Source organism: Aquimarina ulvae (assembly GCF_053613295.3).
In genome coordinates, this window is sequence record NZ_JBSIBP030000007.1 from 112,428 (window position 1) to 135,562 (window position 23,135).

Genomic DNA, 23,135 nt, shown 5'->3' on the forward strand with positions numbered 1-23,135 from the left:
TTAAAACTCACTTTTTATAAATGTTTTCATCTTGGGGAGGATGAAAACGTTAACTCATTAACTCTGGTGTAAAGATACTACTATTTCTTAATCCACCAAACTTTTTGTGTATTTTATCTGTAAAAAAAGTATTTTAACATACTTAAAAAGTTAAAAAGTTAAAAAATGTAGTTTTTTACCTACAAATTGTATTTACTAAATCTATGGCGAAAAGCATCTTTTCGATAAATATGTTTGGAAAAAGTGAAAGATTACATTTTTGGGGTACAAAGAAAATTATAGAGAACATTTAGTAAAAATATTGGAAAACAAAAAAGAGCGTCTCCACGCTCTTTTTCTTCACACAAATCATCTTAATTTAGGGGCTTATTCTAAAATTAAAACTCACTTTTTATAAATGTTTTCATCTTGGGGAGGATGAAAACGTTAACTCATTAACTCTGGTGTAAAGATACTACTATTTCTTAATCCACCAAACTTTTTGTGTATTTTATCTGTAAAAAAAGTATTTTAACACTTTAAAATGCTTATTTAATCTCATTATGTAAGTTAAAACTTACATTTTTAGATTCGAGCCAAAAAATAAACCTCATCCATAATAAAATGAATGAGGCTTCGTGTTGATGTCTATAATCCTGTTAATATCTCAGCAACTCTTTGACCTTTTCTTTTACTTTTTCCGTAGATGGGATCATCGTTTGTTCCAATGTACTATTAAGTGGTATTGCAGGCATATTCTCCGAACCAACAATCATTACTGGCGCATCCAAATAACGAAAACACTCTTCCTGAATTTTTCCGGATAATGCTCTGGCAAAAGAATTATTTGTAGGTTCTTCTGTTACCACTAGACATTTATTGGTCTTTTTTACAGATTCCATAATGGTTACCTCATCTAGAGGATAGAGTGTTCGCAAGTCTATGATCTCTACAACATCCTTTAAATCTTTTGTTGCATTAAGTGCCCAATGCACTCCCATCCCATAGGTTACTATGGTTAATGTTTCTTTCTCATCTTTCTGCCAAATTTGTTGAACGATATTGGCTTTACCAAACGGTAATATATAATCTTCAGAAGGCTCAATAGTTCTAGCCGCATCGGTTCCTTTTACCTTAGACCAATATAATCCTTTGTGCTCTAGAATCACCACAGGATTAGGGTCATAATATGCTGCTTTCATTAATCCTTTTAGATCAGCTCCATTACTTGGGTATGCGATTTTGATTCCTCTAATATTTGTCACCACAGACTCCACTGAAGATGAATGGTAAGGTCCACCGCTACCATACGCACCAATTGGTACCCTCAGGATCATTGATACCGGCCATTTTCCATTAGACAAATAACAAGATCTACTTACTTCAGTAAATAATTGATTGAGTCCAGGCCAGATATAATCTGCAAACTGTACTTCTACAATAGGTTTCAGTCCTACAGCAGACATTCCTACGGTTGACCCAACGATAAAAGCTTCTTGGATTGGAGTATTAAAAACGCGTTCATCACCAAATTTTTGAGCCAGTGTGGCTGCCTCCCTAAACACGCCACCCAATCGACCCCCAACATCTTGCCCATACAATAAACATTCTTTATGTTTTTGCATTAATTCTTCTACAGCCAATAAAGCACAGTCAACCATCACTACCGCTTCCTTATCAGAAGGAGATCGTTCTCCTGTTTCCTCTGTAATTGAAGTAGGTGCAAAATCGTGGGTAAACAAATCTTCCGGTATGGGATCTTTCGCTTTCATTGCTTCCTGAAGATCTTTTGCAACTGTTTCTTTTACTTCTGCTTCCATCCGATCCAATTCATCTTTAGCAAAACCAGCGTCCAGTAGTTGATTTTTTAAAACTGGATATGGGTCTCTAGATCTCGCTTCTTCCAAATCATCTCGATACCATTCCATTCGTACTCCAGATGTATGATGATTCAACAACGGTACTTTTGCGTGCACTAAAATTGGTCTTCTTTCTTCTCTTATCGTTCGAATTGCATCTTGTACAGCTAAATAACTTTCTGTAAAGTTGGCTCCATCAATAGTAATTGCTTCCAGTCCGTGAAAACCTGCTGCATACGCATAGGCGCTTTGTGCTCTGGTTTCGGCTTCATTTGCAGAAATATCCCAACCATTATCTTGAACCACATATAATATTGGTAACTGTTTTAACGCTGCCATTTGAAATGCTTCTGCAATCTCTCCTTCCGTTACCGAAGCATCACCTAACGAACAAACCACAAAAGGTTTTTCCTTAACATTCTCATCTAAACCAACTAGTTCCCTATACTGCATTCCTAAAGCTACTCCTGTAGAAGGAATAGCCTGCATACCTGTCGCCGAGGATTGATGAGGGATCTTTGGTTTATCATTATCTTTCAGACTGGGGTGCGAATAATACGTTCTTCCTCCAGAAAAAGGATCGTCTTTCTTTGCTAATAATTGTAACATCAAATCATAAGGCTTCATTCCAATTCCTAACAACATAGCATCATCCCTATAATATGGAAACACATAATCCTGAGGCAATAATTGCATAGCTACAGCAATCTGAATCGCTTCGTGCCCTCTGGATGTAGCATGTACATATTTTGAAACTGTCTTAAAATTTTCTTCATATAGTTCTGTCATGCTTTTGGCAGTACATAATGTACCGAACGCTTTTTTCAGAACTTCTTTTGCTATTGTTTTTTCAGCTAACATCTCTCTTTAATTTTTGAGGTATGACTTATACATTACGATTATTCGCAATTCTAGATTCTTATTTCCAAATGACACTTATCCGACCTTCTCTTCTACCAAAACAGGTATTATCCAATCAAATTTATCTTCCTGTTTTTGAGTCTTAATATTATCTAATGTCTTTTTTATGTCTTGACTTACTGGATTACTATCAGACAACGTGATTACTTCATCACGATAACCAATGGCTTCGATCATTGCAATAGCTACCGCAGTGCCTGTTCCAAAAGCCTCTTCTAATGTTCCTTCCTCAGAATACCGGATAATCTCGTCAATAGTGATCGGTCTTTCTACCACTTTGTATCCTTTGTCCTTTAGCAAGGTAATCACACTATCCCTAGTGATTCCTTTTAAGATAGACCCATCCGTTTTTGGGGTTATGAAATGACCATCTATTTTAAAAAATATATTCATAGTACCCACCTCCTGAATATATTTATGTTCGTGAGCGTCTAACCATAAAACCTGATCATATCCTTTGGCCTTGGCTTTTTCTGTAGGCAGAATGGCTGCTGCATAATTACCTGCTGCTTTTGCTTCTCCGGTACCACCATCTGCTGCTCTGATATATTCAGTTTCTGCGTATAGCCTAATTTTTTTAGTAAAAAATGGACCGGCAGGAGAGCAGATTACAATAAATTTATAGCTGGTAGCTGCACGCATACCGATAAATGGTTCATCAGCATACATAAACGGTCGCAGGTATAATGCACTTCCGTCTTGTGGAGGAATCCAGTTGTGCTCTACTGCAACAATTTGTTTGATCGCTTCTAAAAATAGATCAACAGGAACCGAAGGCATTCCTAATCTTGCTGCACTATGGTTAAAACGTTTTGCGTTTTCCTCTGGCCTAAAAAGCAACGGTGTATTGTCCTTTCCAACGGTTGCTTTCATTCCCTCAAAAATAGCTTGTCCATAATGAAGTGCCATCGCTGCAGGATGTGTTGGTATTAGGCTCATTGGTTCAATCCTGGGGTCGTTCCAGATTCCATTTTTAAATTCGCAGATAAACATGTGGTCCGTAAAAGTCGTTCCTAAAGGAATAGTATCAAAATCAATATCCTTTAGTTTTGAATTTGAGGTTCTTGTAATTTTGATTTGTTGTTCCATTTTTTTTATTTTGGGCGCATCCCGAATCGTACCTCTCGGGATTGGGCTATTCGTTATATCTTTTCTGTCTTACTTCTCGACTCCGCTCCAAGAGACAGAAAAGGATACCACTATTATCCCTTGCGCATTTATATTAATTATATCTCTCTACTTATATCATAAGCTTCTAGTTCGTCACCTACCTTACGTAAGAATGAACCACCTAAAAACCCATCTACTACCCGATGATCAAAAGACAAGGACAAATACATCATGCTTCTAATTGCAATTTCATCTCCATTATCGGTAGTAATAACTTCGGGGCGCTTCTTAATAATACCCAATGCCAAAATTGCTACTTCTGGTTGATTGATAATAGGAGTACCCATCAGACTACCAAAAGTTCCTACATTAGAAATCGTGAACGTACTACCCCCTATTTCACCTGGTGTTAGTGCATTGTTTCTTGCATTAGTTGCCAGATGATTTACTTTTGCCGCCAAACCTAACAAGTTCTTTTCATTAGCATTTCTTACCACAGGAACAATCAAATTACCACTAGGTAATGCCGTTGCCATACCAATATTGATATCTTTATGAACTATAATTTTCTTGCCGTCCACAGAAACATTAATCATCGGGTATTCTTGAATTGCCTTTGCCACTGCCTCTACAAAAATTGGAGTAAATGTTAATTTCTCTCCATATTTTTCTAAGAATTTCAGCTTAACTTTATTTCGCCAATTCACCAAGTTAGTGACATCCACCTCGATGTAACTTGTTACATGAGGCGATGTGTGTTTAGAATATACCATATGATCTGCAATCATGGTTCTCATACGATCCATTTCTACGATACGATCTTTTTCTTCTGCGTAAGAAATGGTAGGTGGATTATAGGATGGTTTCGGTGTAACAGGTTGTGGTCTGCTAGGCAACGGATACTTTCTGTCTTTAAGGTATAGCATTACATCGCTCTTTCTAATTCTTCCTCCATCACCAGTACCAGTAATATTTTCTACCTCTTCTATTGTCAAGTTTTCTTTCTGGGCAATACTGATCACTAAAGGAGAAAGAAACCCATCATTGTCACCTGTATGCTTAATTTTAAAATCAGATGTAATCCTTGTTTTTGAATCAATTTGAACTGACGACTTGGCTACTGCCTGATCTTTAGTACGTATAGCTTCGTTTGTTCCTCTCTTCAAATCTTTATTTACAACATTCTGATTCTCATTGACGGTAATAATAGCAATTACTTTACCAACCTCAACAACATCATTAGATTGAAAAAGTAATTCTGCTATAGTTCCATTACATGGAGAAGGCACTTCAGAATCTACTTTGTCTGTAGCTACCTCAAGAATGGTTTCATCCTCTTCTACAGGATCACCTACATTCTTTAACCAGTTAAGAATGGTAGCTTCGGATATACTTTCGCCCATTTTGGGCATTTTTAATTCTACTCTTGACATGTGGATTAACTAATGTTTGTTAGTTTATTCTTATTATATTTTCTATAGCTTATTTGTCATTCTGATTCTTCAATCTGGCTTAGCATAAAAGTGCTGGAATATATAAATCTAACTCTTTCGTTATGGATCTCAGATCAAGTCTGGGATGACAATTGCTCTTTATTTATTTTTAAATTCTTCTAATGTTTTATAAAACGCTTCTTGCGTTGGTCTATCTTTTGGAACTTCTCTTAAGGGTTCAACCTCTTGTAACGTTTCCAAACAATCCATGGGTAATTGCTGATATAACATTGTTCCTTTGGTTTTCCAGCGAATCATCTCATCGCTTACTTCTTTGATTATTTGTGCTGGATTCCCTACAATCAAGCTTCTTTTAGGGAAAATAGCATTTGCCTTTATAAACGACATCGCACCTACGATACATTCATCTCCAATTTCTGCATCATCCATAATTACCGTATTCATTCCTATCAAACAATTACGTCCTAAACTGGCTCCGTGAATCACTGCACCGTGACCTACATGGGCACTTTCTTTAAGCAACATAGACTTACCAGGAAACATATGTACTGTACAGTTTTCTTGTACATTTACTCCATTTTCTATAACAATTTCACCCCAATCTCCTCGTACAGCTGCTCCAGGACCGATATAGCAATTTTTTCCAATAATAACATTACCAGTTACCGCAGCCAATGGATGAACGAAACTACTTTCGTGAACTACTGGCGTGTATCCCTTGAATGTGTATATCATGTTAATTTTAGATTTTTAAAGTACGATTTTGTTACCTCCATGAAAATTGTAGATCTAAAATCATACATCATAAATTACTTAAATCGTTTCAATGTTTCTTTAGTGAACTCGCTTAGCACTAGTCTACCACTTATTATTGCTCTGTCTGCTAATAGTGTATCCCAATGCTCTGTTCCTTCCCAAAAAGCCTTCTTCATATCTCTCATGGCTTCAGGATTATATGTACACAAATGTTCTGCAAAAATTTTTACAGCAGCATCCAACGTTTCTGTATCTTCAAAAACTTTAGTAAATAATCCTTTATCTTTTGCCCATTCAGCTTTATAAAATGAATTTGCATCAATAGCAATCTGTGACATCGCAGAAAGTCCTATTTTTCGTTCTACTGCGGGTCCTACCACAAAAGGCCCTATTCCTATATTTAGTTCACTTAGCTTGATAGAAGCAAATTTAGTGGCCATGCAATAATCTGTAGCAGATGCTACTCCTACTCCTCCTCCAACGGTTTTACCTTGTACACGTCCAATAATAAATTTAGGACATGTGCGCATTGCATTGATCACATTGGCAAATCCAGAGAAAAAAACCTTACCAGTTTCTGAATCATTAATATTGATCAATTCCTTAAAACTGGCTCCTGCACAAAAAGTTCTGTCTCCTCCACTTTTTAGAACAATCACCTTAATTGCATCATTACTACCGGCATCTGTGATAGTTTGGGCTAATTTTGCTAAAATATCACCAGGTAAAGAATTATGCGCTGGATGAAAAAACTCTATAGTTCCTACTCCGTTTTCTGTTGTTATATTTACGTATGGTTGTGTCAACTTAATTTGTATTTATACTATTATTAGATCAGTACTTTGACAGGTGTAGCATGACATTTATTTGTTTCATTTCAATTTAAACAGTCCAAATTGCTCAAAATGGTGATTCAAATGCTTTAGGTTCAAAAGATCCCATTCAAACTTATTCATCTCTCCAAATACCGCATTCTTCGTTAGTGCTTCAGGGTTTTCTTTGAAATATATTTCTAATTCATCCATGGCTTCTAACAGTTTTATTTTGGCTGTGGACAAGTCCTCGTGAATTAAATCCTCTACTACTCCTTCTTTCATTAAAGGGTGTTTGTGCCCTTTAGGCATAGGTTTATGATTATACACCATTTCTTGCACTTTTTCCAAATACTTTTCTGGTGTAGCGATTTCAAAATCTTGTATTTCCCCAGCACCCATCCTTATGGTTTTCTCTATATGCTCTAACATATGCTGCGCCGTCATAATTCCCCACTTAGGTTTAGCATCTTCGGTTAGCTTGGTTAAATATCCTTCAATATTTGATCGATCTACTTGTATAAACGGTGATTTTTTTTGTACCATCGTTAAAATCGTAGCAATTGCCGTTAATTCGTCTTCTTGGTCATATACCTCTACAAACCATTTTACAATTCCGCTCGGCAATTCTTTACCACGATGATCTCTATCGATTTTTTGTTTGCAAGTTAATCTTACATACACTGTGTCATTATGATAAATTGGGCGTAAGAATCGACATTCTTCTAATCCATAGTTAGCTGCTACTGGCCCTTTATTAGGGTACACGAAGAGCCCCGCAGCCGCAGCAAGAATAAAATATCCATGTGCTGTTCGTTTCTCAAAAATACTTCCTTCTAGTGAGGTGATATCGGTATGTGCGTAAAAATGGTCCCAAGTAAGATTACCAAAATTGATGATATCGGTATCTGTTACAGTTCTTTTATGCGTTTTAAGGGACATCCCTGGTTGGATATCTTCCCAATGATAAGCAAATGGGTGCTTACCAGACTCCTTATATTCTGAATGTGCCTGATATATTCCGGTTACTTCTGTTAGCGTAGTCGGTGTTCCTTGTATTGCACAACGCTGCATGTAATGTTTAATTCCACGCATTCCTCCCATTTCTTCTCCACCACCAGCTCTACCAGGACCTCCGTGTGTAAGCATAGGTAGTGGGGATCCATGACCCGTGCTTTGCTTTGCATTTTCTCTATTTCCTACTAAAATACGCCCGTGATGCGATGCTGCTCCGACAACATATTCTTTAGCAATTTGATCATCAAAGGTAAATATAGAAGATACTAAAGATCCTTTACCCATTTGAGATAAGGTAATAGCATCATCAAGAGTATGGTAAGGCATAATGGTCGAAACCGGTCCAAAAGCTTCAATTTCATGAACATCTGTATGGTGGAACGGATTATCTTGTCGCATCAGAATTGGGCTTACAAAAGCTCCTTTTTGAGCATCCGTACCAACCGTTTCTATTCTGTCCAGATTACCATAGACAATTTGAGCGGTTTTAGCAATTTCAGAAACGTTCTTTTTAAAATTTTCTACTTGTAATTTACTTGCCAAAGCTCCCATTCTCACTTCTTTCAGCCTTGGATCTCCTATAGTCACTCTGTCTAATTGCTTTGCTAGCGCAATTTGAACATCTTCAACCAGTTTTGATGGTACTATAATTCTACGAATGGCTGTACATTTCTGACCTGTTTTTACAGTCATTTCTTTTCGAACTTCTTTTACGAACAAATCAAACTCTGGTGTTCCCGGTATCGCATCTTCACCAAGGACACACGCATTTAACGAATCTGCTTCCATTGTAAACGGTACAGATTCTTCTATTAATTTTGGATGTGCTTTTAGTATTCTTCCGGTGTGCGCAGACCCCGTAAATGTTACTACATCTTGTGATGCTACCGTATCCAGAATATTTTTAGTCATCCCGCTCAATAGTTGTAACGCTCCTTCTGGTAATATACCTGAATCTATGATAACTCTTGCAACAGCTTCAGTAAGATATGCTGTTTGCGGTGCTGGTAAAACCACTGCTGGCATTCCAGCCATCCAGTTCACGGCGCATTTTTCTAGCATACCCCATATTGGGAAATTAAAAGCATTGATATGAACTGCAACACCTCTTTTAGGTACCAAAATATGGTGTGCCATAAATCGTCCTCCTCTTGATAAGTCAATAGGATCTCCTTCTACGTGATAGGATTGATTCGGAAATAATTTACGTAATGATGCGTTTGCAAAAAGGTTACCAAAACCTCCTTCTATATCAATCCAACTATCTACTCTTGTTGCTCCTGTTCTATAACTAAGTTCATAAAATTGTTCTTTTCTTTTTGTAAGATACAATGCCAAAGACTTTAGCATATTTCCACGCTCCTGAAAAGTCATTTTTCTCAGCACTTCACCTCCTTTGGTTCTACCATATTGTAAAACTTGAGGAATATCCAGTCCTTCTGTAGTGGATACACCTATTGCTTCTCCAGTAACTGCATCGTGCATTACCAATCCATCTCCTGAACCTTCAGCCCATTTTCCGGTTATATAACTTTGTAGTATTTTCATTGTTTACGCTTTCTATGATCCTTATCAGACTTTTCTTAAAATAACTTCGATAGCTCTTATATTGAATTCGTGCCTATTCTGGAATGAGAAAACTAACATCTCAATTTAGATGTTTACATTCTCTATCACACATGCATATCCTTGTCCAACTCCCACGCACATAGTGATTAATGCATATCGTTTGTTTTGTTCCTGTAATTCTAACGCTGCTGAATATGCTATTCTTGTTCCAGTTACTCCCAGAGGGTGCCCTATTGCGATTGATCCACCATTAGGATTGACACGTGGATCGTCGTCTTTTAGTCCCCAAGCTCTGATACAGGCTAATGCTTGAGAAGCGAAGGCTTCGTTTAATTCAATCACATCAATATCGTCCAAAGTGATTCCAGCTTTTTCTAATGCTTTATTCGAAGCCTGAACCGGACCAATACCCATAATCCTGGGTTCTACACCCACTACTGCAGAGCTAACAATCCGAGCCAAGGGTTTTAGGTTATACTTTTTAACAGCATCCTCTGAAGCAATTATTGTTGCCGCAGCACCGTCATTTAGTCCTGATGAATTTCCTGCAGTCACACTTCCGTCTTTTTTGAAAGCAGGACGCAATTTTGCCAACACCTCTTTACTGGTAGCAGGTTTTATAAATTCGTCTTTAGAAAATGGAATAGGGCTTTTTTTTCGCTGAGGGATTTCTACTGTAGTTATTTCTTTTGCCAATCTTCCAGATTCTTGCGCTCTGGAAGCTTTCATTTGACTCTTGTAGGCAAAAGTATCCTGATCTTCTCTGGATATGTTATATTTTTCTACTAAATTCTCTGCAGTATTTCCCATTCCATCGGTTCCGTAGAGCTCGTGCATTTTTTGATTTACAAATCGCCATCCGAAACTGGAATCATACATTTTAGCATCATTGCCAAAAGCAGAGGATGGTTTTGCAATTACATACGGACCGCGTGTCATATTTTCTACTCCTCCTGAAATAAAGAGATCTCCATCACCTGATTTTATAGCTCTGTTTGCGTGAATAATTGCAGAGAGTCCAGAGCTGCACAAACGGTTTACTGTTTCTCCAGGGACTGTAAAAGGAAGTCCTGCTAACAAAGAACACATCCTAGCAACATTTCTATTGTCCTCTCCTGCTTGATTTGCACAACCCATAATCACATCATCGTAGTCTTCTTTGGGAATATCGGGATTTTTGTTTACCAATTCTTTTATTACCAAAGCGCCTAAATCATCGGTTCTTATGGTGGACAATGTTCCTTTGTAGCTTCCGATTGGAGTTCGAACTCCGTCTATTATATACGCTTCTTTCATTTTTAGTCTCTAGTATGTGAGTTTTTGAATATGTTATTCTTTATTTCTACTACTAACCTTATTTGTTTGCGTTAGGAATAGCTATGGTAATCCCACAACCTAACTTTTCAGGAAGCGTGGGATTGCAACTTATAAACCGCTCGAACACCCTCATTATTAATTTTTCAACTTTGCGGATAACACAGATTTTTCAACTAGTGGTAAATATTTGGATTCTTCGGCTTTCATATAGTACGAAGAAATCATAATTGTATTATTCTCTCCAGCGCCAAAAGCGTACATTGTCATAATCATTTCATCCCCTACCTCATCTACTGTTTTAGACCTTTTAACTAATATCGTCTTCCCTCCTAAATCCACTTCTTCAATACCTAAAGAGGTAACCCCGTTTTGCTCTTCAGGTTCTTGCATCATTCTTTCCTTGAAGGCTTGATAGGATTGAGGCGCCAGCATTTTCATGATACCTGCGGACATATCTTCATTGGCTCGGTTCGTACCGTTATCAATAACATATACAGTTTCGTCTATATCCATCACAATTTGACCTCCAAAAAAATCTTCCATTGTTTCTTCTGACTTACCAGTTATTTCTTTTTTGGTCTCAGACATAATCGGCTCCATTCCCTCAAGTGTTTCCGTTTTTGATTTGGTTTCCTTTCCACAAGAAATAACTGATAAAAATAGTATTGTTATTAAAAATGATCTCATTATAAAGTTTTGATTATTCATGCTTTTCATTTTTCAACTCTTAGTTAAGTAATTTTTTAAGAGGTAGCGGTAGCTTTTTACTGCCAGTCTTTAGATGTTCTGAATACTACTCCTTTAAAAAGTGCTACAATTTGTTCTCCTCGTTTTACTTCTATGATATTAAATCCTATTTTTGTTTTTATAATATCAGTGACTGCTTCTGCGGTAAGATAATCACCTTCTTCTAATGCTTCGATATGGTTTATTGATGTTTCTATAGAAACAGCATATTTGCCGTGAGTATTTGCCGAAAATCCAAAGGCTGTATCTGCCAAACTATATGAAATTCCGCCATGTGCTTTTCCCATACTATTCAGCATTTCTTTTCGAATTGTCATTCCTACCTTACATCTTCCTTTTGCTACCTCTAAAACCTCAATCCCCAACCATTGACTAAAAGGGTCCAGACTAAGCATTTTATGAGGTATTTTTTGCGAATTAATCATATGCTTACTTAATTATCTGCGATTGATATTGGATTAAAAAACAGGCTGTTTTCTCTCTCCATTCTTCTTAACAATGGACTGCAACGATACCTGTCTTCTCTATATTCATTATATAATTTGTCAAGTTCTTTTACACACCAATCAATTCCTTTTTTATCTGCCCAGGCGAGTAAACCTTTTGGATAATTAACACCTTTGGTCATGGCATTATCTATATCCTCTGCTGAAGCGATATTCCAGAATAAGGCATCAGCTGCTTCATTGATTAGCATTACTAAAACACGATTAAAGATGTATTGAGAGAGCTCTTCCTTAGATAGCTTCTCGACTCCACTCGAAGTGACAGCGTTCTCACTATTATGCGAAACAATCTTACCTTGCTCATCATAGTTGTAATATCCTTTTCCTGATTTTCTTCCCAGGTAACCGGCCTCTGATAGTCGCTTCTGAGTAAAAGAAGGTTTGTATCTGGGATCAAAATAAAAAGCCTTAAATACGCTTTCGGTTACTGTATAATTAACATCGTTTCCAATAAAATCCATCAGTTCAAAAGGCCCCATTCTAAACCCTCCCAATTCCTTAAGACTAGTATCTATAGTTACTACATCAGCTACCCCTTCTTCATATATACGAAGGGATTCTCCGTAAAAAGGCCTTGCCACACGATTCACAATAAAACCAGGAGTATCTTTTGTGATTGCTACTGTTTTCTTCCATTGTTTTATAATGGTAGTTACCTGGTTTTTTACATCTTCAGAAGTTTGTACAGCGGGTATTACCTCTACTAACTTCATTAACGGAGCTGGGTTGAAAAAATGAATTCCAATACACCGCTCTGGTCTTTGCAATGATGAGGCTATGGAAGCTATGGACAAAGAAGACGTATTTGACGCAATTATACTATTATCGGAAACATAGCGTTCCAATTCTGAAAACACTTTTTTCTTGATCGCTAAATCTTCTATAATTGCTTCAATAGTAAGGTTAGTATCACCTAAATCTCTTAATGTATTCACATAGGTGATATTTGATTGTATACGGATCTTCTCACCTTTGTCAATTCTTCCTTTTTCAATCAAACGTAAAAGAATCTTTTCTAGCGCTCTTTGACTTTTATCCAATGCTTCTTGTTTGGTATCAAATACCTTTACTTTACAACCAGCAGTAGCTGCTACTTGTGCAATACCGCTACCCATTGTTCCAGATCCTATTATTCCAACGATCATATTTTTGATTTAAGAATTACGATTGACGATTCTAGATTAGCACTTTGTACGTCGTATTTTTATTTACCTTTAAATACAGGCTTTCTTTTTTCCATAAAAGCGTTTACACCTTCTGCATAATCATTGCTTTCTGCAGCCTCTATCTGTAAATCAGACTCCATTGCTAGCTGTTGATCCAAGTTATTGACCATTGATTGGTTTAACAATCTTTTGGTTAACCCTAGGGCTTTTGTTGGCATTTTAGCAATTTTGGAAGCTAGATGAAGTACTTCCTCTTCGAAAGTTTCAACAGTACATACTTTATATAACATTCCCAGATTCTCCGCTTCTTTTGCCGTCACTTTATCTCCCAGCATCATCAAGGCAGAAGCTTTTTGAAAACCGATTAATCTTGGCAGAAAAAAAGTTCCGGCACTATCAGGAATCAATCCTATCTTACTAAACGCTTGAATAAAACTAACTTCTTCTGAAGCTACCACTATATCACAGGCCAATGCAATATTTGCTCCGGCACCTGCGGCTACACCATTAACCGCTGCTATGATAGGTTTTTCTATGTTTCTGATTCTTTTTATTATCGGGTTATAATGTTCTTCTAGGATTTTTCTAAAACCAGGATTTAATTCTGGAGAAGTAACTTCTCTAAGATCCTGACCTGCACAAAATGCCTTCCCACTACCTGTTAGAATTATTGTTCGAACCTCGTCATTCGTTTCACAAGAGTCCAAAGTGTTCTGCAGTTTTAACGCCATTTCTCTATTGAAGCTATTAAACGTTTCAGGACGATTTAAAGTAATTTTGGCAATTCCGTTTTCTATTTTTAACTCTATCGAATTCACAAGCATATATAATTTTAAAAATTCTATTTCAAACATTTGAAATAATCAAATGGTTCTAAACAATCCTCACACTGAAAAAGCGCTTTACAAGCTGTAGATCCAAATTGGCTGATCATTTTAGTATGAGTAGAAGCACACTGGGGACATTGTACGATCTTTTTATTACCAAGCAACGCATCTTTATCAGCTTCTTCTTCTAATGGTGCAGCAATTCCATATGCTTCGAGTGCTTTTCTACCTCTTGGCGTGATCCAATCTGTAGTCCAGGCTGGAGATAGTACTAACGAGACCTTAGCCGCTATCTTTTCTTCTTTAAAAACATTGACTATATCGTCTGCAATTACATCCATTGCAGGACACCCGCTATAGGTCGGAGTGATTTTAATATGCGCAATAGCATCAATGATTTGAGCTGATCGTACAACACCCATATCCATTATCGACAATACCGGAATTTCCGGATCACTAACTTTCTCAAGAATTGGATATAGCTTAGGGTCTATATGTTCCTTTAGTTCAATTGTCATTTTATATTTATGATAAATGTTTCAGAACCTTTAATAACACAGGATCAATGAGACATCAAGTTTTATTACCACTGCATATTAGGGTAGGTACGCTGCATATATTGTAAATCCGCAAGAAGGTACCCCATATGTTCACTATGTATTCCTTCTTTCCCTCCTTTTCTAAACCATTTAAGTTCTGGTATTGTAACGGTAGCCTCTTCTAAAACTTTTTTAACAATTCGATAATATTCTTCTTTGAAGAGACTAACATCTACTCCAATGCCTAATTCAATGGCTTTCTTATCAACATCTGTTAGTTGAAAAAGTTCATCTGTAAATTTCCAAAGATCATTTACGGATTCCTGAATTTTTTGGTGACTTATTTCTGTTCCATCTCCCAGTCTTTTTATCCAATCGGAAGAAAAACGCTGATGATAACTCGCTTCTTTTATTGCTTTTTTTGCTATTGCAGAAAGTGTTAAATCCCTGCTATTTTGCAACTCTTTCAATAATAATAAATGGAAAACATCATAAAAAAACTGCCGTGTAATTACATCTCCAAAGTGATTATTCGGTTGTTCTACCAGAAGTACATTCTTATAGTGTCTTTCAGTTCTTAAAAAAGCAATACCATCTTCTGTTACTTTTTCTGCAGATAACTGAGCTACATATTGATAGTAGCTTCGAGTTTGTCCTAGCAAATCTAATGCTATATTAGTACAAGCAATATCAGTTTCTAAATTCGGTCCATGACCACATAACTCAGAGAGACGCTGTCCCAGTATTAATGAATTATCGGCGATCCCGTAGATATATTGAATTAAATTTTCGTTTTTCATTTTTTGAAAGTTTGCAGTATGTAAACAGCTAAAACCCTATGACACCTCTCAGGATGATCAGGCTATCGCCTATCACATATGTTTTACCTCATCCGGTAATGTGTAAAAAGTAGGATGTCTGTAGACTTTATCGTGTGCCGGTTCAAACAATTCTCCATTATTTTCTGGATTTGAAGCGGTAATATGTTTTGATTCTACAACCCATATACTTACACCTTCACTTCTTCTCGTATATACGTCTCTAGCATTTTCTAATGCCATAGACTCATCTGCAGCATGCAAGCTTCCAAAATGACGATGCTCTAATCCATTTTTACTTCTAACGAAGACCTCCCAAAGTGGCCAGTTTTTTTTCATAATCAAAAGCCCTCACAAAATCCTTCTCCCAAAAAGGAGAAAGAGAAAGCGAAGTTTTTTTTAAATTGCTTCTTTTATTTTTTTATTTCCCTGCTTTTCTGCATAAGCCATGGCAGCATCGCGCACCCATGTTCCTTCTTCCCATGCATTTACTCTTGCAGATAATCTTTCCTTATTACAAGGTCCGTGACCCTTGACAACTTGCCAAAATTCATCCCAATCGATTTCTCCAAAATCATAATGTTTGCTTTCTTCATTCCATTTTAAATCAGGATCAGGTACAGTAAGACCAATTAGATCCGCTTGAGGAACCGTTTGATCTATAAATTGTTGACGTAATTCATCATTTGTTTTACGCTTCAGTTTCCATTTCATCGATTGCTCTGTATGCACAGATTCTGCATCGGTTGGTCCAAGCATCATTAAAGATGGCCACCACCATCTGTTTAAAGCATCCTGAGCCATTTCTTTTTGCTCGGGCGTTCCATTTGCCAAAGTCATCATAATTTCATATCCCTGACGCTGATGAAAGCTTTCTTCTTTACACACACGAATCATTGCTCTTGCATAAGGGCCATATGAAGTGCTACAAAGAGGAACTTGGTTAATAATTGCTGCGCCATCTACCAACCAACCGATAGCTCCAATATCTGCCCAAGTGACCGTTGGATAATTAAAAATACTGGAATATTTAGCTTTTCCGGTATGTAGTTGTTCATATAACTCTTCTCGGGAAATTCCTAAAGTTTCACAAGCACTATACAAATACAATCCATGTCCCGCTTCATCCTGAACCTTAGCCAATAAGGCTACTTTACGTCTCAAAGATGGCGCTCTGGATATCCAATTCCCTTCTGGCAACATACCTATTATTTCGGAATGGGCGTGCTGTGATATCTGCCTAATATGTGTCTTACGATACTTTTCGGGCATCCAATCTTTTGGTTCAATTTTTTCATCTGCGGCAATCCTTTGCTCAAAGATTTCCTCTAAATTTTTAATTTCTTTTTCGCTCATAACAACTACACCTTAAATTTTCTTTTCTCTAATTAAGAAAAAAACTAATAAGGACTTTATTATTTTAAACTACACATCAAAATCCACAACTACTTTTTCTGTAGTTGGCACTGCCTGACAAGATAACACGAGTCCTTTTACCACTTCATCTTCTTCCAGTGCATAGTTTACTTTCATTTCTACTGCTCCTTCAACCAATTTACACTTACACGTGCTACAGACACCGCCCTTACAAGCGAAAGGAAGATCCGCTCCAGCTGCCAGTGCACCATCCAGAATATTATCATATTCATCATCCATCCCAAAATGGAACTCTTTACCGCCATCAATAATTGTCACTTCAGTTCCATGAAACTTATGTTCAACTATAGTTGCTGCTTTTTTCTTATCCTCTTCTGTACCTCCAGAGAAGAATAACTCGTAATGAATTTTATTTTTAGATAATCCTGCCGCTATCAATTCATCTCTTATCAGAAAAATCATCTCTTCGGGTCCACAAATAAAACACTCATCAATATTCGGAACGTCAATGATCTTCTCCGTAAGTTCTTGTAACTTTTCTGAGGTAAACCTTCCATTCAAGAGCGGAATATCCCGATGTTCTTTGGTTAAGAAATAAAATATTTCAAATCTTCCGAAATAGGTATTTCTCAAAGCTTCTATCTCTTCCTTAAACATAATTGATTTTACGGTACGATTCAAGTAAAACAGCTTGAATGTACTATTTGGCTCTAATGCCAAGTGGGTTTTAATAATAGATAAAATAGGAGTAATACCGCTTCCGGCAGCAAAAACGATGTAATTCTTGGATTTGGCCGTATCAACTTCGGTAAAAAAATTACCGTTAGGTGGCAAAATATCCAATTCATCTCCAGCCTTTAATACCTGACAAGCATGATTAGAAAAAAGTCCTCCATTGATCCTTTTTACTGCAACTTGCCACTTATCTTCGATAGGGCTGGAACATAATGAATAGCTGCGTCTTACCTCTTCGCCATTCAATATTGTTTTCAATGTAACATACTGCCCTTGTTTGTACAGAAATTTTTCTTTGAGGTCCTGTGGGATATCAAAAGTTATTGCTGTACAATCTTTTGTTTCTTTAAGAACTTCAGATATTTTTATGGTATGGAAATCATTCATCTTGGCACTTCACTATATCGTTATAGTACCACAAAACTAACAATTGTTAGTTTGATAAACAACTAATTTATTGTTAATTTTAAACGACTCCTTTCAGCAAGACAGAGATCATATCCTTTTTTAAAATATTAGCATCAATATTTTTTTGTTTTGGATACCACAAATACAACGTTCTTAAGGTAGAAAGTGTAGAAAAAACCATGATCTCAATGTTATTGGGTTTAATCTGATTAGAGTCTACTCCTTTCTTTATAATATTTCTGAAGTTTTCTTCATAATCACGACGCATCTTTTCGAAATACAAAAGGTTATCTTCTTCCAGATGCATCCAATCATTATTTAGTGATGCTAATCCATCAGCATTACGCAGCGTCACATCAATATGCAAGCTAATTATATGTTCTAATTTCTGAATTGAATTTTGATCAGAATTTACTATTTCGTTCATTCCGGAAGTGAATTCTTCAGCAAGTTCAATAATGATGGTGGATAAGATTTCCTGTTTGGACTGAATATGATTGTATAAGCTAGCCGCTTTGATACCCATGGTTGTTGCCAAATCTCTCATAGTAACGGCACTATATCCTTTTTCTTTAAAGAGAATAGCTGCGGCATTTACGATTTCTTGCTTTCTGCTTTCTTGTCTCATCGGCAATTGGGTTTTTTATTTTTCAACTAATAATAAATCTTGACTCTTCTTCATGCTTTGAAAAAGAGATTATACACTAAAATATAATAAATTTGTTATATTATGAACAATCTACATCGCTTTGATGTTTTATATAAATCCTAATCATTATGAAATACGTAGGCTTACTTTTATTTTCCTTAACATTCTTAAGTAATTGTAATACTGTAAATGCAGTAAACAAAAATGGTGAATCAGAAAAACAATCGGAGGAACTTCAAGGTACCTACATAGTCAACACATTATATGGTCAAGATGTTTCTGAACACAAAATCACTATGAATTTTAACATTCAAAACAAGACAATTTCGGGTTTTTCAGGATGCAACACCTACTCTTGTAGCTACACTAAAGAAGATACATCTTTTTCTTTAGGTTTTCCTATGGCATCAAAAAGATATTGTGAACAAATAGCAGATTTAGAAAAGAATTTTTTCAAAGCTCTTTCAGAATTAAAAACAAGTAAATCATTAAAAGGGGATTTTATAGCTTTCAATAATACTGCTGAGAAAGAAATTATAGTCGCTAAAGAATCTGAATAAAGTTTACAAAAAAAGGTTTTGTGAATACCGCACAAAACCTTTTAGAAAGATGATAAAACTCTTTTATTTATGGATTACAATTTTCTTAGTAATCTTTGTATTGTTTGATGTATCTGTAATGGAAATGAAATATACGCCACTACCGTTTGAAGAAATGTCTAATACCGAATTCTGATCACTTACTTCTCCTGTACCTATACGTTGCCCTGCTATATTGAAAAGATTATAAGTCAATCTACTACCAGAATTATTCTCTATGTTAAACACTCCACTGGATGGATTAGGATAAAGCGTTGTATTATTTTTTAATTCGTTTTCATCAACACTCAATACTATTTCTTGCGATAATGAATTTAGGGTAACTCTACCTGTGTTCATAGGATCCAACCAATTGGAAAGCCTTGTATTATCGGTAGTTCCAAAATCCCAAGATATATCAAATCTACCATATACATCGAATTGATTATTATCATTTGTTCCAGAGCATGCTGCCTGCCCTCCTGCAAGTTGCCCTACTATTCTACCCAGTGGATCAAAAATAGCTGAACCAGATGAACCTCCTTCAGTAACTCCTAAATCCCAATCAGCAATATTCCACATTTCTGTAGTAGAATTTCCGTTAAAACCAATTACTCTCTTAGTGGGAGCATCATCTTCCCTACATAATTTCATAATATCACCTGCAGGATGGTGAATCCCAACTACAAAAGTTGGAGCAGTTCCAGATCTATCCCAACCGGCCCATTCCAAATCCCAATTAACATTTAGACCACCATCCAATCTTAACAATTTCATATCAGATTCAGAATTTGTTGCCAATCTGGTTGCTCCACTAGTAGTTTGGTTTACAGCTGCATCTGTACTATTAGCTATTGTTGCACAGGAAGGATTAGGACTTATCCAATTAAAACGGAAAGACCAAGTAGATTCATCTCCAGACTCACAATGATTAGCGGTCAAAAAATAAGGAGCGCCATCATTATTTGTATTATTTATTAACGTACCTGTACAAACAAATCCATTTAATATGATAAAGCCAACCGATTTTTTAAGCATATTCTTTAGTGATTCAAAATCATTTCCAACAGGACAATCAACATCCCTGTTACAATCTCCTGAACTATTTAACGCTTTCTCCTGTACCTCGGCATCAGTAATCGATCTATATCCATGTATTACTCTTCCTAAGTTTAATTGTCCCTGACCAATAACATCCTTAGGTTCTCTGTATTCTATCCATATTTTCTCTCCTGCTACCATCCAGGTTCCTAGCATTTCATTAGGGCGGTTAAATACATTCGTATACGCTCCTAATAAATCCGTTTTATCGTCATTATATAAATAGATAGTAGCTCCTGTAGGCACATTGTACTTATTGAAGACAAAGTTTAGGGTCTTTGCTCCTTTTGAATAAACTCCTATTCTGTATATATGATCTCCATTAGGCAGTACATCTAATGTTCCCTCTTTTTTGATATTGAGATCTACATTAAACTCATGACCAAACCTGTAAGGCTTATCAATAATTTTATCGTTAATAGCATCTTCAGCTTTAATTTTCTCTAAATCAAATGCTGGCATGCGAACTTCTGAGATATTTTTTTTCATAATTTCCGAGAAGTTCTCTTCCCAACTAACAGGCTTTCCTTCATTTGTGACTTGACTATAGGCAAGTACGCAAAAAAACAAGGCAGCAATACCTAGAATATTTTTTTTCATAATATTTATGGATTCATTAAATTAGATTAACTTTCTTACATATAGGGTAATAAGAACATTCAAGAAACTGAACCCTCTCTTAATTTAATAACAACTAAGTCTTTCAAAACCCTAATGTATCTAAACAAAATTAGTTAATTAATTCCAATATTAATGGTAAAACGAGTACTTTCGGAAACAAAAATACTCCTTAAAATTCGTTTTACATATGCCTAAACAGATAGTGTCTAACCCATTACTCGATAGATTACCTCCTCATCTAAAACAGTTTATCAAACCTCAAAATTATGATGAATATACACCAGTAGACCAAGCTGTTTGGAGATATGTGATGCGAAAAAACATTGCTTCTTTAAGCAAAGTGGCACATAAATCTTATTTAAGAGGGTTAGAGCAAACGGGTATTTCTATTAACGAAATCCCTAGTATGTACGGAATGAACAGAATCCTAAAAGAAATTGGTTGGGCTGCCGTTGCGGTAGATGGGTTTATTCCTCCCAATGCTTTTATGGAATTTCAGGCATATAATGTTTTGGTTATTGCTTCAGATATCAGGCAATTAGAAAATATAGAATATACACCAGCCCCAGATATCATACACGAAGCGGCAGGACATGCTCCAATTATTGCTAATCCGGATTACGCAGAATATTTACGACGTTTTGGAAAAATTGGATGCAAAGCCATTTCATCCAAAAAAGACTATGATATGTATGATGCCGTTCGTACGTTATCTATTTTGAAAGAATCTGCTGAAACTTCTACAGAACTACTGGAAAATGCAGAAAAGAGAGTCCTTGAATTACAATCCCAAAAGTCAGAGCCTTCAGAAATGGCATTGATACGTAACTTACATTGGTGGACCGTAGAATATGGTCTTATTGGAAGTGCTGACAACCCAAAAATTTATGGTGCGGGATTACTCTCTTCTATTGGAGAAAGTGAGTGGTGTATGACCGATCATGTAAAAAAGCTTCCTTATACTCCTGATGCAGCATTTCAGGATTTTGATATCACAAAACCTCAACCACAATTATTCGTAACTCCTGATTTTGCCTACTTATGTCAGGTATTAGAAGAATTTGCCGATACCATGGCATTACGAAAAGGAGGGCATCGCGGACTTGCAAAACTTATTGAATCTCAAAATTTGGGTACTATTGAATTAAGTACTGGCTTACAAATTTCAGGGGTTTTCACCCGAATGATTAAGAACGAGGATAATGAAGTAATTTATTTTGAAACTGAAGGTTCTACGGCACTTTCGTTTAGAGAGAAAGAATTGATTGGTCAAGGAATTGAAGTACATCCCAACGGATTCAGATCTCCACTTGGTAAACTTAAAGGTATTAACCTTGCTATAGAAAACATGTCACCTAGAGACCTAAAAGCTTATAACTTTTATGATGGAGAATATATAGAGTTCGAGTTTGAGAGTGGAATAACAGTAGCAGGAATAAATATTACCGGAATGCGCAATATCCAAGGAGAACTTATTCTTATTCAGTTTAAAGAGTGTACAATCAAATATAAAGATGAATACTTGTTTAAACCAGAATGGGGAACTTTTGATCTGGCAGTTGGAAAAGAAATTGTTTCCGCATTCTCTGGGCCTGCAGATGATTATTCATTTAATATGATCTCTCATCATCCAGATATGATCACCACAAAAAGAACATATTCTACAAAAGAAAAAGAACTACATTCTCTTTATCAAGCTGTTAAAAACGTGAGGAATGGTGAAAATACTAAATTTTCTCTTGAAGCAATTTTTGCTGTTGTCAAAAAAGATCATTCTGAAGATTGGTTATTGTCTATCGAGATCTATGAACTTGTCCATGACAGAAATACTGATTTTGCAAATTCTATTTTAAAACACCTTGAGGAAGCAAAGGAAAAGAATTCAGCAATAAAACATTTGATTGATAGCGGTATTGAAATTATTACTCAAAGTCTGTTAATTGTTTAAGGCAAAGAAAACAACGTTTTTATGGTAACTAAGCTGAACCATTGCTTAAAATCGATGACTTACAATACAATACATTAAAAGTATTTGCTACACAAATGAAATAAAACAATCAGGACTCATAAAGGTTTCTGCCTGCAACTCTAATAACTATCAAAGGAATAACAAAAGCTGGATATAGTGGTTATTTCCACAATATTCAGCTTTTTAAAAGATTAAACCCGCATTATGCATTATGCATTATGCATTATAAAATTTATTACATCTGTGAGCCAATTCAAATACTGATGTTTCACTTCTTTTTTGAATTTCACCGTCGCGGTG

20 protein-coding genes are annotated in these 23,135 nt (G+C 36.1%); 2 read left to right on the forward strand and 18 right to left on the reverse strand.

What is annotated here, in order from left to right:
- Nucleotides 1–638: 638 nt before the first annotated feature.
- From ACWGOQ_RS15970 to ACWGOQ_RS16050, 17 genes are all read right to left on the reverse strand, one after another.
- Nucleotides 639–2,699, reverse strand: coding sequence for an alpha-ketoacid dehydrogenase subunit alpha/beta (locus ACWGOQ_RS15970; protein ID WP_452059145.1), 2,061 nt, complete (start codon nucleotides 2,697–2,699; stop codon nucleotides 639–641).
- A 75-nt stretch (nucleotides 2,700–2,774) separates the two neighbouring features.
- Nucleotides 2,775–3,848 carry a branched-chain amino acid aminotransferase gene (locus tag ACWGOQ_RS15975; protein ID WP_452059146.1) on the reverse strand — a complete coding sequence of 358 codons (1,074 nt, stop codon included), beginning with the start codon at nucleotides 3,846–3,848 and terminating at the stop codon, nucleotides 2,775–2,777.
- 137 nt (nucleotides 3,849–3,985) lie between these two features.
- Nucleotides 3,986–5,302 (reverse strand): dihydrolipoamide acetyltransferase family protein, encoded by a 1,317-nt coding sequence (locus ACWGOQ_RS15980; RefSeq protein ID WP_452059147.1) that lies wholly within the window; start codon nucleotides 5,300–5,302, stop codon nucleotides 3,986–3,988.
- A 159-nt stretch (nucleotides 5,303–5,461) separates the two neighbouring features.
- Complete coding sequence (locus ACWGOQ_RS15985) at nucleotides 5,462–6,058, reverse strand: acyltransferase (protein WP_452059148.1); 597 nt, start codon at nucleotides 6,056–6,058, stop codon at nucleotides 5,462–5,464.
- Nucleotides 6,059–6,132: 74 nt separating this feature from the next.
- A complete protein-coding gene (locus tag ACWGOQ_RS15990) occupies nucleotides 6,133–6,885 on the reverse strand; it encodes an enoyl-CoA hydratase/isomerase family protein (protein WP_452059149.1) in 753 nt (250 codons plus the stop codon).
- A gap of 66 nt (nucleotides 6,886–6,951) precedes the next feature.
- Nucleotides 6,952–9,456 carry a phenylacetic acid degradation bifunctional protein PaaZ gene (gene paaZ / locus ACWGOQ_RS15995; protein WP_452059150.1) on the reverse strand — a complete coding sequence of 835 codons (2,505 nt, stop codon included), beginning with the start codon at nucleotides 9,454–9,456 and terminating at the stop codon, nucleotides 6,952–6,954.
- 105 nt (nucleotides 9,457–9,561) lie between these two features.
- Nucleotides 9,562–10,773: a 3-oxoadipyl-CoA thiolase gene (gene pcaF, locus ACWGOQ_RS16000; RefSeq protein WP_452059151.1), complete on the reverse strand. Its 1,212-nt coding sequence runs from the start codon at nucleotides 10,771–10,773 to the stop codon at nucleotides 9,562–9,564.
- Nucleotides 10,774–10,929: 156 nt separating this feature from the next.
- Nucleotides 10,930–11,481 carry a hypothetical protein gene (locus ACWGOQ_RS16005; protein WP_452059152.1) on the reverse strand — a complete coding sequence of 184 codons (552 nt, stop codon included), beginning with the start codon at nucleotides 11,479–11,481 and terminating at the stop codon, nucleotides 10,930–10,932.
- A gap of 77 nt (nucleotides 11,482–11,558) precedes the next feature.
- The gene (locus ACWGOQ_RS16010) at nucleotides 11,559–11,966 is read right to left on the reverse strand and encodes a PaaI family thioesterase (RefSeq protein ID WP_452059153.1); all 408 of its coding nucleotides are present in this window, start codon (nucleotides 11,964–11,966) and stop codon (nucleotides 11,559–11,561) included.
- An 8-nt stretch (nucleotides 11,967–11,974) separates the two neighbouring features.
- Entirely contained in the window at nucleotides 11,975–13,192 is a 1,218-nt protein-coding gene (locus ACWGOQ_RS16015; RefSeq protein ID WP_452059154.1) for a 3-hydroxyacyl-CoA dehydrogenase NAD-binding domain-containing protein, read from the reverse strand.
- A 59-nt stretch (nucleotides 13,193–13,251) separates the two neighbouring features.
- Entirely contained in the window at nucleotides 13,252–14,037 is a 786-nt protein-coding gene (locus tag ACWGOQ_RS16020; protein WP_452059155.1) for an enoyl-CoA hydratase-related protein, read from the reverse strand.
- 17 nt (nucleotides 14,038–14,054) lie between these two features.
- Nucleotides 14,055–14,558: a 1,2-phenylacetyl-CoA epoxidase subunit PaaD gene (gene paaD, locus ACWGOQ_RS16025; protein ID WP_452059156.1), complete on the reverse strand. Its 504-nt coding sequence runs from the start codon at nucleotides 14,556–14,558 to the stop codon at nucleotides 14,055–14,057.
- A gap of 65 nt (nucleotides 14,559–14,623) precedes the next feature.
- Nucleotides 14,624–15,379: a 1,2-phenylacetyl-CoA epoxidase subunit PaaC gene (paaC, locus tag ACWGOQ_RS16030; RefSeq protein ID WP_452059157.1), complete on the reverse strand. Its 756-nt coding sequence runs from the start codon at nucleotides 15,377–15,379 to the stop codon at nucleotides 14,624–14,626.
- 72 nt (nucleotides 15,380–15,451) lie between these two features.
- Nucleotides 15,452–15,736 (reverse strand): 1,2-phenylacetyl-CoA epoxidase subunit PaaB, encoded by a 285-nt coding sequence (paaB, locus tag ACWGOQ_RS16035; RefSeq protein WP_452059158.1) that lies wholly within the window; start codon nucleotides 15,734–15,736, stop codon nucleotides 15,452–15,454.
- A 60-nt stretch (nucleotides 15,737–15,796) separates the two neighbouring features.
- The gene (gene paaA / locus ACWGOQ_RS16040) at nucleotides 15,797–16,753 is read right to left on the reverse strand and encodes a 1,2-phenylacetyl-CoA epoxidase subunit PaaA (RefSeq protein WP_452059159.1); all 957 of its coding nucleotides are present in this window, start codon (nucleotides 16,751–16,753) and stop codon (nucleotides 15,797–15,799) included.
- Between the two features lie 69 nt (nucleotides 16,754–16,822).
- On the reverse strand, nucleotides 16,823–17,896 hold the full coding sequence (locus tag ACWGOQ_RS16045) for a 2Fe-2S iron-sulfur cluster-binding protein (RefSeq protein WP_452059160.1): 1,074 nt from the start codon (nucleotides 17,894–17,896) through the stop codon (nucleotides 16,823–16,825).
- A gap of 79 nt (nucleotides 17,897–17,975) precedes the next feature.
- Nucleotides 17,976–18,545, reverse strand: coding sequence for a TetR/AcrR family transcriptional regulator (locus ACWGOQ_RS16050; protein WP_452059161.1), 570 nt, complete (start codon nucleotides 18,543–18,545; stop codon nucleotides 17,976–17,978).
- Between the two features lie 149 nt (nucleotides 18,546–18,694).
- Between ACWGOQ_RS16050 and ACWGOQ_RS16055 the strand changes: the two genes are divergently transcribed.
- A complete protein-coding gene (locus ACWGOQ_RS16055; RefSeq protein ID WP_452059162.1) occupies nucleotides 18,695–19,126 on the forward strand; it encodes an META domain-containing protein in 432 nt (143 codons plus the stop codon).
- A gap of 63 nt (nucleotides 19,127–19,189) precedes the next feature.
- On the opposite strand, the gene ACWGOQ_RS16060 is transcribed toward ACWGOQ_RS16055, so the two are convergent.
- Entirely contained in the window at nucleotides 19,190–20,845 is a 1,656-nt protein-coding gene (locus ACWGOQ_RS16060; RefSeq protein ID WP_452059163.1) for a T9SS type A sorting domain-containing protein, read from the reverse strand.
- A 208-nt stretch (nucleotides 20,846–21,053) separates the two neighbouring features.
- On the opposite strand from ACWGOQ_RS16060, the gene ACWGOQ_RS16065 reads away from it, so the two are divergent.
- The gene (locus tag ACWGOQ_RS16065; RefSeq protein ID WP_452059164.1) at nucleotides 21,054–22,814 is read left to right on the forward strand and encodes an aromatic amino acid hydroxylase; all 1,761 of its coding nucleotides are present in this window, start codon (nucleotides 21,054–21,056) and stop codon (nucleotides 22,812–22,814) included.
- Nucleotides 22,815–23,135: the final 321 nt, after the last annotated feature.

What these genes read in the sequence shown, in the direction of transcription:
- ACWGOQ_RS15970 (WP_452059145.1), bottom strand. Translation starts at nt 2,699, where the DNA reads ATGTTAGCTGAAAAAACAATAGCAAAAGAAGTTCTGAAAAAAGCGTTC.
- ACWGOQ_RS15975 (WP_452059146.1), bottom strand. Translation starts at nt 3,848, where the DNA reads ATGGAACAACAAATCAAAATTACAAGAACCTCAAATTCAAAACTAAAG.
- ACWGOQ_RS15980 (WP_452059147.1), bottom strand. Translation starts at nt 5,302, where the DNA reads ATGTCAAGAGTAGAATTAAAAATGCCCAAAATGGGCGAAAGTATATCC.
- ACWGOQ_RS15985 (WP_452059148.1), bottom strand. Translation starts at nt 6,058, where the DNA reads ATGATATACACATTCAAGGGATACACGCCAGTAGTTCACGAAAGTAGT.
- paaZ (WP_452059150.1), bottom strand. Translation starts at nt 9,456, where the DNA reads ATGAAAATACTACAAAGTTATATAACCGGAAAATGGGCTGAAGGTTCA.
- pcaF (WP_452059151.1), bottom strand. Translation starts at nt 10,773, where the DNA reads ATGAAAGAAGCGTATATAATAGACGGAGTTCGAACTCCAATCGGAAGC.
- ACWGOQ_RS16005 (WP_452059152.1), bottom strand. Translation starts at nt 11,481, where the DNA reads ATGAGATCATTTTTAATAACAATACTATTTTTATCAGTTATTTCTTGT.
- ACWGOQ_RS16010 (WP_452059153.1), bottom strand. Translation starts at nt 11,966, where the DNA reads ATGATTAATTCGCAAAAAATACCTCATAAAATGCTTAGTCTGGACCCT.
- ACWGOQ_RS16015 (WP_452059154.1), bottom strand. Translation starts at nt 13,192, where the DNA reads ATGATCGTTGGAATAATAGGATCTGGAACAATGGGTAGCGGTATTGCA.
- ACWGOQ_RS16020 (WP_452059155.1), bottom strand. Translation starts at nt 14,037, where the DNA reads ATGCTTGTGAATTCGATAGAGTTAAAAATAGAAAACGGAATTGCCAAA.
- paaD (WP_452059156.1), bottom strand. Translation starts at nt 14,558, where the DNA reads ATGACAATTGAACTAAAGGAACATATAGACCCTAAGCTATATCCAATT.
- paaC (WP_452059157.1), bottom strand. Translation starts at nt 15,379, where the DNA reads ATGAAAAACGAAAATTTAATTCAATATATCTACGGGATCGCCGATAAT.
- paaB (WP_452059158.1), bottom strand. Translation starts at nt 15,736, where the DNA reads ATGAAAAAAAACTGGCCACTTTGGGAGGTCTTCGTTAGAAGTAAAAAT.
- paaA (WP_452059159.1), bottom strand. Translation starts at nt 16,753, where the DNA reads ATGAGCGAAAAAGAAATTAAAAATTTAGAGGAAATCTTTGAGCAAAGG.
- ACWGOQ_RS16045 (WP_452059160.1), bottom strand. Translation starts at nt 17,896, where the DNA reads ATGAATGATTTCCATACCATAAAAATATCTGAAGTTCTTAAAGAAACA.
- ACWGOQ_RS16050 (WP_452059161.1), bottom strand. Translation starts at nt 18,545, where the DNA reads ATGAGACAAGAAAGCAGAAAGCAAGAAATCGTAAATGCCGCAGCTATT.
- ACWGOQ_RS16055 (WP_452059162.1), top strand. Translation starts at nt 18,695, where the DNA reads ATGAAATACGTAGGCTTACTTTTATTTTCCTTAACATTCTTAAGTAAT.
- ACWGOQ_RS16060 (WP_452059163.1), bottom strand. Translation starts at nt 20,845, where the DNA reads ATGAAAAAAAATATTCTAGGTATTGCTGCCTTGTTTTTTTGCGTACTT.
- ACWGOQ_RS16065 (WP_452059164.1), top strand. Translation starts at nt 21,054, where the DNA reads ATGCCTAAACAGATAGTGTCTAACCCATTACTCGATAGATTACCTCCT.